Source organism: Rudaea sp. (assembly GCF_036383415.1).
Taxonomy (GTDB): domain Bacteria; phylum Pseudomonadota; class Gammaproteobacteria; order Xanthomonadales; family Rhodanobacteraceae; genus Rudaea.
The window spans coordinates 1-9,294 of the sequence record NZ_DASVOK010000067.1 but is presented as its reverse complement, the minus strand read 5'-3'; the positions used below and the strand labels follow the sequence as shown (position 1 = coordinate 9,294).

General features: G+C 66.0%; 9 protein-coding genes and 1 pseudogene. 4 read left to right on the top strand and 6 right to left on the bottom strand.

Features of this window, described 5'->3' with window-relative positions:
- From VF497_RS02410 to VF497_RS02400, 3 genes are all read left to right on the top strand, one after another.
- Window positions 1-258 (top strand): efflux RND transporter permease subunit (locus tag VF497_RS02410; protein WP_330885895.1); only part of this gene is annotated, 258 nt, incomplete at its 5' end.
- A 252-nt stretch (window positions 259-510) separates the two neighbouring features.
- Window positions 511-1,170 (top strand): protein-L-isoaspartate O-methyltransferase, encoded by a 660-nt coding sequence (locus VF497_RS02405; protein ID WP_330885893.1) that lies wholly within the window; start codon window positions 511-513, stop codon window positions 1,168-1,170.
- A gap of 41 nt (window positions 1,171-1,211) precedes the next feature.
- Window positions 1,212-2,654: a TolC family outer membrane protein gene (locus VF497_RS02400; protein ID WP_330885891.1), complete on the top strand. Its 1,443-nt coding sequence runs from the start codon at window positions 1,212-1,214 to the stop codon at window positions 2,652-2,654.
- Window positions 2,655-3,136: 482 nt separating this feature from the next.
- Here VF497_RS02400 and VF497_RS02395 read toward each other — a convergent pair whose 3' ends face one another.
- From VF497_RS02395 to VF497_RS02370, 6 genes are all read right to left on the bottom strand, one after another.
- Window positions 3,137-3,709, bottom strand: coding sequence for a YkvA family protein (locus tag VF497_RS02395; protein ID WP_330885889.1), 573 nt, complete (start codon window positions 3,707-3,709; stop codon window positions 3,137-3,139).
- A gap of 100 nt (window positions 3,710-3,809) precedes the next feature.
- Window positions 3,810-5,669: a phospholipase D family protein gene (locus tag VF497_RS02390; protein ID WP_330885887.1), complete on the bottom strand. Its 1,860-nt coding sequence runs from the start codon at window positions 5,667-5,669 to the stop codon at window positions 3,810-3,812.
- Window positions 5,670-5,703: 34 nt separating this feature from the next.
- Window positions 5,704-6,321, bottom strand: a complete 618-nt coding sequence (locus VF497_RS02385; protein WP_330885885.1) for a YceI family protein — start codon at window positions 6,319-6,321, stop codon at window positions 5,704-5,706.
- Window positions 6,322-6,527: 206 nt separating this feature from the next.
- Window positions 6,528-6,992: a SixA phosphatase family protein gene (locus VF497_RS02380; RefSeq protein ID WP_330885883.1), complete on the bottom strand. Its 465-nt coding sequence runs from the start codon at window positions 6,990-6,992 to the stop codon at window positions 6,528-6,530.
- 73 nt (window positions 6,993-7,065) lie between these two features.
- Window positions 7,066-7,698: a ParA family protein gene (locus VF497_RS02375; protein ID WP_330885881.1), complete on the bottom strand. Its 633-nt coding sequence runs from the start codon at window positions 7,696-7,698 to the stop codon at window positions 7,066-7,068.
- 57 nt (window positions 7,699-7,755) lie between these two features.
- Window positions 7,756-8,913, bottom strand: a complete 1,158-nt coding sequence (locus VF497_RS02370) for a hypothetical protein (RefSeq protein ID WP_330885879.1) — start codon at window positions 8,911-8,913, stop codon at window positions 7,756-7,758.
- 168 nt (window positions 8,914-9,081) lie between these two features.
- On the opposite strand from VF497_RS02370, the pseudogene VF497_RS02365 reads away from it, so the two are divergent.
- Window positions 9,082-9,294 (top strand): annotated as a pseudogene (locus tag VF497_RS02365) (hypothetical protein); the annotation flags it as partial.

The window sequence follows — 9,294 nt, the reverse complement described above, 5'->3', positions numbered from 1 at the left end:
ACCGTGCGACGCTTCCGGCCGATCGTGCTGACTGCGCTGGCCGCCGTGCTGGCGATGATCCCGCTGTCGGAGAGCGCGTTCTTCGGGCCGATGGCGGCCGCGATGATGGGCGGCTTGATCGCCGCGACCGCGCTGACGCTGCTGTTCCTGCCCGCCTTGTATGCGGCTTGGTTCCGCGTGCGACGCGGCGAGTCCGTCGCGCATCCTGCGAGCGATGCGGGCACCGGTGCGGTCGTGGCCAGCGCAGGCAGCCATTGAATTCCGTGATCTGTGCCCAACCGTATTGACGCAACCGTTACCGATCGGTAACATCACCATCGTTACTGATCGGTAACATCGTTTCGCATCACCGACGCAGGCTTCCTGTCAGCGACGATGCGGGAACATGCACGAAGGTTTGAATGACTTCCGGCACTTCGGACGCCGCCGCGAACTGCGGCATCGTACGATTGCCGGCGCAATCCGCAGACTTTATCCTTTGATTCTTTTCGTGAACGCCGGAACCCCACCATGTCGCTCAACGTCGAACTCGCCCGCAACAACATGATCGAACAGCAGGTGCGCCCCTGGGACGTGCTCGACGAGCGCGTGCTCGGTGCGCTCAGCGCGGTGCGGCGCGAGGACTTCGTGCCCGCAGCGCTGCAGAACCTCGCCTTTGCCGACATGGAACTGCCGCTCGGCCATGGCGAGGTCATGCTCAAGCCCGTGCTCGAAGGCCGCCTGCTGCAGGCAGCCGCGCCGGCAAAGGGCGAAAGCGTGCTCGAGATCGGCACGGGCTCTGGCTTCCTCACCGCCTGCCTCGCCCATCTCGGTGGCAACGTCACCAGCGTGGAGTTGCGCGCCGATTTCGTCGAGGCCGCGCGTGCGCGCCTCAAGGCTGCCGACGTGCGCAACGTGCACATCGAGCAGGCCGACGCGGTCAACGCCTATGACCCGCGCGAGCAATTCGACGTGATGATTGTCACTGGCGCGGTCGCCGCGCTTCCGCCACGCTGGCGCGAATGGATCAAGCCGGGCGGTCGCCTCGTCGCGATCGCCGGCATCTCGCCGGTGCAGCACGCCATCCTGTGCACGCGCGACGGCGGCGGCGAGTGGAGCAGCGAGCCGCTGTTCGAGACCGACCTGCCCTATCTCGCCTATGCGGCGCCCGCGCCGCAATTCACGCTTTGAAACGTTGGACGCGGACATCCGATTCCCGAAGGAAATCCACAATGCAAAAAAATAAACTTGTCCATAATGCTGCACGCGGCGGCATCAAGCTCGGCACGCTCGCCGCAGCACTCGCCGTCGCCGTACTGTCGTCGCCGCTGCGCGCCGAGGACCTGAGCCAGATCTACGCGCAGGCACGCGAAGCCGACCCGACGCTCGCCGCCGCCGACGCGAACCGCCTCGCCACCAAGGAAGGGTCGCCGCAGGCGCGTGCCGCGTTGTTGCCGCAGATCAACGGCAGCTACGGTTATTCGCGCAGCGACACCGGCAGCAACAGCAGTGCGCCGAGTCTGGTTACCCAAAGCAACGGCAGCTCGCAATACGAGGTCATCTCGAGCGGCGACTACCTGCGCAATCGCTCGCGTCCGGCGACGGTGCAGTTGAATCAGGTGTTGTTCAACTGGGCCGACATCACGCGCCTGCGTGGCGCGAACGCGCTGTCCGAAGGCGCCGATTTCACCTACGACGCCGCGTCGCAGGACCTGCTCGTGCGCACCGCGACCGCTTACTTCAACGTACTCACCGCCGAGGACCAGCTCACCTTCAGTCAGGCCAACGAGAAGTCGCTGCAGAAGCAGCTCGACCAGGCCGACGAGCGTTTCAAGGTCGGTCTGTCCGCGATCACCGACGTGCACGTCGCGCGCGCGCAGCACGACTCCGCGGTCGCCGGCGTCATCGTCGCGCAGAACAACGTCGAGACGCAGCGCGAGGCACTCGTGCAGATCGTCGGCAAGAATTTCGGCGACCTGAAGAAACTGCGCGACCCGATTCCGCTCGACAAGCCGGTACCGGCCGACATGCAGGCTTGGGTCGATCTCGCCACGAAGCAGAATCCGTCGCTCTCTTCGGCGCAGAAGTCGCTGGACTCGGCCGAATTCGGCATCCAGACCGCGCGCTCCGGCCACTATCCAACGCTGAACGCAACGCTGCAGCGCCAGGTGACCCCGGGCTGGGGCAACTCGACCTACTTCGGCGCCAACGGCGCGAGCGAAGGCCCGCTGCACGGCAACAGCGTCACCGGCAACACGGCGATCGGCGTCACCCTGAGCATTCCGATCTTCTCCGGCGGCCTCGTCTCCTCGCAGACACGCCAAGCCGTGTACCAGCGCGACGCGGCGCAGGACCAGTTCGAAATCACCCGCCGCAGCGTCTTCGCCAACACGCGCAACGCCTACCGCACGGTGATCTCGGGCATCAGCGAAGTCGAGGCGGCCAAGGCCGCCGTGGTCTCGGCGCAGAGCGCGGTCGATGCGACCCAGGCCGGTTTTGAAGTCGGCACCAAGACCATCCTCGATGTGCTGACCAGCCAGAGCCAGCTCGTCAGCGCGCAGAGCTCCTACTCGCAGGCGCGCCACAACTTCGTGCTCAGCGGCCTGCTGCTCAAGCAGGCGGCCGGCGCGATCGCGGTGAAGGATCTCGACGCGGTCAACGCGTTGCTGCAGTAGAAGCCCTGGGGGGCGCGCGGCTTTTGCGCGCCCCCGCACGAAAGGGTTCGAATCGGATGCCTCAATTTGCGGGCAAATCCCGGTGTGGTCCGTGGAAATCGGGATTTCGTTCGCGCAAGCAGTTGAGCGATCTGGGGTTATTGTTGTTTTTCGGCGTCATCGATTTCAACGTCGATTACGCCAAGGTGAATGTCTTGTGATCAAGGACATCGCCAGCACGAAGGCCCCTATGTGGTCGCGGGGCAAGCAAAGAAAAATGACCCACGCGTCGGACGCCCGGAAAACCCAAGAGACGCAACCGGAGCAAAATCAAGACCAAGAGCCCCGGATTCCCGTCTTCGCGGGAACGACGAGCAAAAGAGCTGAGGCGGGACCACAAACTGCGTCCGCAACTTGTCTGGCGATTCGCTGCGGGAACTAGGCCACGTGCAAAGCGCGGTGAATTGCGTCGAGCGAATCCGCCCTCCGCAAGACCGCAGGAATCAGGTCACGCGGAACAGCGCCTGCGAGAAACTCGTCGGCACATAGGACTCAGTGCGACGCGTGTTCATGCGCGCCTGCAGTTCGGCGCGGCGGTCTTCGAGCCAGTCCACGCGCTGCATCTTGACCGTGTTGACGTCGACGCCGCGGTGCTTGGCTTCGGCGACGCGATGGGCGACGAATTCCTCGTAGGCGTCGATCTCATGCTGCAGCTCGCGCTGGCACAGTTCGATCATGATCGCGTCGTCGAGGAAGCCGAGCACCGGCACGTTGTCCGGGATCACGTCGTCCGGATCGGCGAAGTAGGTCAGCGCCGAGAGCACGCGCTTCTTGTCGCCCTCGGCAAGGTCCCAGCCGGCGTCGTTGACCATGCTGATCATCGCGTCGAGCTTGGACAGGCGCGAGGCGATGAATTCGGGTATGCGCACGTTCTTGGAATCGACCAGCAGTTTGCCGGCCGCATCGGTGATCTGCTTCGGCGTCAGGTTGCCGGCCTTGGCCTGCGCGCGCTTGGCCGCGTCGATGAAGAACTGGAGGTCGGCATCGTTGAGGTCGATCGTGATCTGCAATGACATGGCGCTGGTCCGTTAATCCCCGAAGACTCGTGAGGGTAGCCAGCGTGGCGGGCCGCGTCAACGGGTTCGGGAAGGCGAGCGAGGACCGCGCCGCGAGGGTTCACATGATCGACACCAGCCCCGCGCCGAACGCGGTCACGATGCGCGTGTAGATGGTCTTCAGCGGCAGGTTGACCTCGGGGAAGTCGCCGACGTCGGTGTGGCAGGCATAGAAATCCGCGCTGCCCGGGGCGGAGGGGTGGCAATGGCCGTCCATGCCGGTCGGATCGAATTCGAAGCTCGAGGCATAGCGGAACGGCCACAAGTCGAAGATCGGCAGCGCCTCGGAGAAGTTGGCGATTGCATTGTTGAGGCCGCCAAGGATGCGCGTGCGCTGGCGCCTGGTGATCGTCCAGGCGTTGTCGGGCTGCGTATCGCGCAGGATCGAGTCACGCAGGCGCGTAGCGAGGACGGCATCGCGGACGATGAAGCCCGCCTCGGTGTTGTGCTTCTCCGAGCGCGGATCGAAGTTGTGCGAGCCGATCACTGCGATCTCGCCGTCGATCACCATCGATTTCGCATGCAGTCCGATACGCACGCCGCCACCGCGCTTGAGTGGCGCGTTGCGATACTTGCTGCGCGCACGGTCGCGCACCGCGCTGGCAGGCGGCGCCGGTTCGGCGCCGAGCGCGGCGTAGTTCGCGATCAGCTGCGTCGCCTCGGCCGGAAACGGCTTGAATTCGTGGATCTCGAAGCCGAGCTTGAGATAGCGCTTCTTGTACTTGTACGACAGCGCGTAGACGTAGAACGCGTCGGTCGCCGCGAGCGAGTTGGTCGAGACGATCACATGCGGCGGCGATGCGCGCCGATGCAGTTCGCGGAAGATGCCCTTCGCGGTCGAACTGAGCACGAGATACGGCGTCTGCAGCACGACCTCGGATTTTGCCGCGAGCAGCAGCGCGGCGAGCGGGCGCGTGGATTCGCGCTTCGCCTGCGCGGGATCGGGTTTGCCGGGCACGTCGGAGAAATAGTCGACGCGGCCGACGCGCAGCGCCGTGTCGACGAAACGTGCGCGGACGAATCCCGCGTCGTCCGCACGCCGCGAGAGTTCGGCCACGCGCGCCGCGTTGCGGTAGGCGTGCACCGCGTAACGCGGCGCGGCGACGCCGGCATCGAGGATGCTGCCGGCGACGTCGCGCAGGCGGCTCAGCGGCACGGCGTAGGCGGAATTCCAGAACGCGTCGAACGAAGCGCGCATGGCCGTGCCGACCGGGCCGACGGCGAGCAGGTCGCGATCGCGATAGTCGAATTCACCGTCCCAGTCGTAATAGCGGTTCTCGTAGTTGCGCCCGCCGACGAGGCCGATGTCGTCATCGACGAGCAGCATCTTGTCGTGCATGCGCTGGTTGAAGCGCCAGAAGCAGCAGAGCACGCCGGCGGCGAATTCCAGCGGCGGCGTCGAGGCCTTGTGCAACGTCGGGTTGTAGACGCGGAACTCGAAGTTCGCGTGCGCGCGAGCGAGCGCCGCGTAGAGATTCGCGTCGTCGAGCGAGAACAGCTGGTCGGCGATCACGCGCACCTGGACGCCGCGACGCGCGGCCTTCACCAGTTCGTCGAGCACGAGCGTGCCGGCATCGTCCTCGCTGAAGATGAAGGTCTGAATCTCGATGCTGCGTCGCGCGCTGCGGATCAAGTGGGTGCGCAGCAACAGGGCGTCCTCGCCGCGTTCGATCAGGTTGACGTAGTGCACCGGCGCGACCGGCGTCGATTGCTGCAATGCCGAGGCGACGAGGCTGCGGTAGGGCGTGTCGATCGCGCAGGCATCGGTACGTTCTGGCGCGCAGTCCAGGGCGCGATCCTGCGCCGCACTCGCCGTCGCCGCCGCGCGGCGCGCGTGGATCGGATCGACCGCGCAGCCGGCCAGCACTGCCGGCGCGGCGACAAGCGCGAATACGAGGGCGCTGCGTGGACTCAGAAACACGAGAGCAAAAAACAGGGTTTTTGATCTTTTCGCATCACGGTCGTGCACCGTCGGCCATCGGTCGGGTCGCGATCGAAAAGCTCAGCTCGACCTTGTCGGACAGTGTGCCGCGGCGCGAGCTCATGCCGAAGTCGCTGCGACGAATGCTGCCTTCGGCCTCGAGCGGGCAGTCGTCGCCGCTCGTCGCCGGGCAGTCGGGTTTGGCCAGTTCGAAACGCACGCGCTTGCTGACCCCGCGCAGGGTGAGCATGCCGTCGATGTCACCGCCCATCTGCAGGCGCTGCAGCGGGATCGCATCGGAGACGAAGGCGATCTGCGGGTAATGCTCGGCATCGAAGAATTCCGCCGATTTGACCCATTCCTCGTGGCTGCGGTTGCGCATCGCGACGACGCTGGTATCGATCTGCGCTTCGACCGTCGCCGCGTTGCGGAAATGGTCGAGCGTGATCATGCCGTGCACGCTGCCGAAGCGGCCGTGCACGCCGACGAGCCAGAGCACCTTCACTTCGAAATCGACGTGCGAGCGCGCTGTGTCGAGCGCGAGGCGCTGATAGCGTTCCGCGGCGCCGGTCGCGGCAGGGCAAAGCCCGAGCAGCAAGCCGACGAGCATGCCGCCAACTGCGGCCAGCCGCAGCGGCTGTGTTGCGATCATCGGGTTAAGGAGCCTCTGCGTAACCGTAGCGAGCGAAGAGAATTTGCGCGTCGCCGGAGCGCAGGAACCGGAGCATACAGACGAGTATGCGAGGATTCCGAGCACCGCCGGCGCGCAAATTATCGAGCGCAGTAGGTTAATTAGAGGTTTCTCAGGCTTTGTCGTCATGTCTGGCGCTACTGCCCAGGACAGGATGACCGGTCACTTCAGGGCGCCCAGAACGCCTTGAGCCTGCCCGCTCCCGGCTCGGCTGCACCGGCGAGCTCGATCCAAGCGATGCCGCCCGGCGGGATGCCACGGAAGTCACCCGACTGGCCGGTCGTCAGCAAGGCGACGACGGTTTCGAAGCCGGGATTGTGGCCGACCAGGAGCAGGCGCCCGGCATCGGCGTGTTCGTCGATCAGCGCGATCAAGCCACCCGCGGTCGCTTCGTAGATGCGCGGTTCGATCGCAGGGTCGACCTCGCCGAGTGCGCGCTCGAGGGTCTGTCGCGTGCGTCGCGCGGGCGAGCAGAGCACGCGTGCGGGCAGCGCCTGGTGTTCGCGCAGCCAGGCGCCGGCGTCTTCGGCTTCGGCGATGCCGCGCGCGGAAAGCGCTCGCGTCGCGTCGTCGCCACCGGCTTTGGCGCTTTCGGCGTGGGCATGCCGCAGCAGGATCAATTCTCGGGTCATGCCTGTGTCCGGTTTTGTAAAAGTCGATACGAAGAAGCGGGATCAAGGCATTAGGTGAAGCCGTCGGTCGGAGTCAGCCAAGCTTCTTCAGCCAGCGCAGCAGCTTATTCCAGTCCTCCTGGTGCGAGCGCGCGGCTTCCGAGGAGTAGTCAAAGATGCTCCTGCCGAGGCCGGCCATGAGCACGTAGGCCTGCGAGTCCCGGATCTGCGCAACCAGCGGAAACGGCAGTGCCTTCATCTCCTCGACCGCCATTTGCGAAGCCGTCGTCCACGGCTTGAGCCGGTTGGCGACGATGCCGACCGCGACCTTGCCGCGCTTGACCCGCGGCAGCGCGGCGACGCCGTCGATGAAATGCTGGCTTGCTTCGAGGTCGATGCGCGAAGGCAATATCGGGATCAGCACCGCGTCGATGTCGTCGAGGAAGGCGTCGACGTCCTGCGGCCGGATCGCCGCCGGGGCGTCGACGACGAGGCGTTGCGTCCCCTTCGGCACGTGCGAGCGCCAATCCGAGCGCGTGCCGGCGAGCGGCAGTACCGGCGTCGTGTAGCCGGCGCGCTTTTCGCACCAGCTCTGGCTCGAGCCCTGGCGGTCGGCATCGACGAGCAGCGTGTTCTTGCCGTCCTGCGCGTAGTGCGCGGCGAGGTTGGTGGCGATCGTGGACTTGCCGCAGCCGCCTTTCGAATTGGCCACCAGAATCTTGAGCATTGCGCTACTCCTGGAGAACGTTCGTTGCCCAAGAGTACACGGCAGCCCAGACGCCGGCTAGGGTTGCGCGGGCGGCGTGGGCGACAGCGACGGCGCAGCGAGCGGATCGGGCGCCTTCGGCGGTGGCGCCGGCTGCCAGTCGCCGGGCGGATCGGTGTGCTGCTTCTGTCCGCGCAGGAACGCGATCAGCGCGGCGGAGGCGTCGGGCTCCTTTTCCAGCGCGTCGACGTAGGCCTGCGCGAGTGCGGGTTCGCGCGAGAAGCGTCCGGAAAGTTCCATGAACTTCTCCTTCTGCCACGCCGCCGAACGCCGGCGCGCGCCCATCACGTCCTTGTCGACGCCGGGCTGCAGCAGTGCCTCCTCGATGGCGAAGCCGATGCCCTGGGCGACGAACGTGCCGCCGGCTTCGAGCTTGCGCGCGACCGCGATGCAGTCGGCTATCGTGGCCTCGTCCTTGGTCGCATCGAGCTTGGTGCAGAGCTGGTGCAGGCTCTGCAACGACACGGGCAGGAAGGCGCTCGCAATCGAGGTCGCGAAATTGATCCGCGCGCTTTCCGAACTCAGGCCGAGCGCGGTGATTTCCTTGGGCACCGGCAGGATCTCGAGCGCGTGATACAGCGCGGCGACGTCGGCGTTCCAGTAGTCGTTGTAGCGCTGCGTCTGCGCCATGCGCGCGACGCTGGCGCGCTCCATCTCGGCGTTGCCGTCGGCCGGCCAGGACAGCAACCACACCGCGGTGTTGTCCGCATCGGCGCTTTGCAGCGTCTTCAGCGCGGCGGGATCGGCGCAGCCCGGCTTGTCCAGGCAGGCGTTCGACGCCGCGATCCAGAGCACGAGCGGATCCTGCGGGCCGAGTTCGAGTGCGTGCTTGACCAGCGCCGGCGTCTTCTTGATCGCTGAGCGCGTGGAGTCTTTCTGGTCGGGTGCGGCGATCTGCGCCGCGGCGATCTGCTTGTGCGCATCGCCGCTCAACGCGAGCAGATTGATCAGGTCGTGGCGGAACAGCTTGAACGCCGCGTCTTCGGCTGGCGCAGCGGGTTCTGCCGGTGCCGCTGCGGGTTTCTTTTCCGCAGCCGCCGTCGCCGGCGCGGCTTTCTTCGCCGCCGTAGCGGCGGCCTTGGGCGGCGCCGCGGTGTTCTGCGCGGCGACGGTGTCGGCATGGCCCGCGCCGGCCACGGCGCAGGCAGCGAGAATCAGGGTCGTGATGCGAGACATGGCCGTCCTCTTGAGCAACGATGCGGCCGTCAAGTGTAACCGCATGCCGGTGGCCGCCGCGGCATGCGGTTCAGCTTGCATCCATCGAACGAGCAGATTTTCCCAAGCGCCCTTGAACTTCGCCGGCCGCGACGGCATCACAACAAGATAGCTACAAGTGGATCGGGCATGTTCGACTGGCTACGCGCACATTTCCGCGCGTTTCTCGCTTCACGCAGCGGCACGCGCTTCCGCCGTCAGCATCGGCGGAGACAGGCTAACCCGCATTTGTTGCGCACGATCCTCGCGGTGATCGGCGGCGTACTCGTCTTCCTTGTCGGCGTCGTCATGCTGGTGACGCCGGGACCGGGACTGCTCGTCATGGCGGTCGGCGCGGCGCTG

Coding starts and splice junctions, on each gene's coding strand:
- VF497_RS02405 (WP_330885893.1), top strand. CDS start 511: ATGTCGCTCAACGTCGAACTCGCCCGCAACAACATGATCGAACAGCAG.
- VF497_RS02380 (WP_330885883.1), bottom strand. CDS start 6,992: ATGACCCGAGAATTGATCCTGCTGCGGCATGCCCACGCCGAAAGCGCC.
- VF497_RS02395 (WP_330885889.1), bottom strand. CDS start 3,709: ATGTCATTGCAGATCACGATCGACCTCAACGATGCCGACCTCCAGTTC.
- VF497_RS02370 (WP_330885879.1), bottom strand. CDS start 8,913: ATGTCTCGCATCACGACCCTGATTCTCGCTGCCTGCGCCGTGGCCGGC.
- VF497_RS02385 (WP_330885885.1), bottom strand. CDS start 6,321: ATGATCGCAACACAGCCGCTGCGGCTGGCCGCAGTTGGCGGCATGCTC.
- VF497_RS02375 (WP_330885881.1), bottom strand. CDS start 7,698: ATGCTCAAGATTCTGGTGGCCAATTCGAAAGGCGGCTGCGGCAAGTCC.
- VF497_RS02400 (WP_330885891.1), top strand. CDS start 1,212: ATGCAAAAAAATAAACTTGTCCATAATGCTGCACGCGGCGGCATCAAG.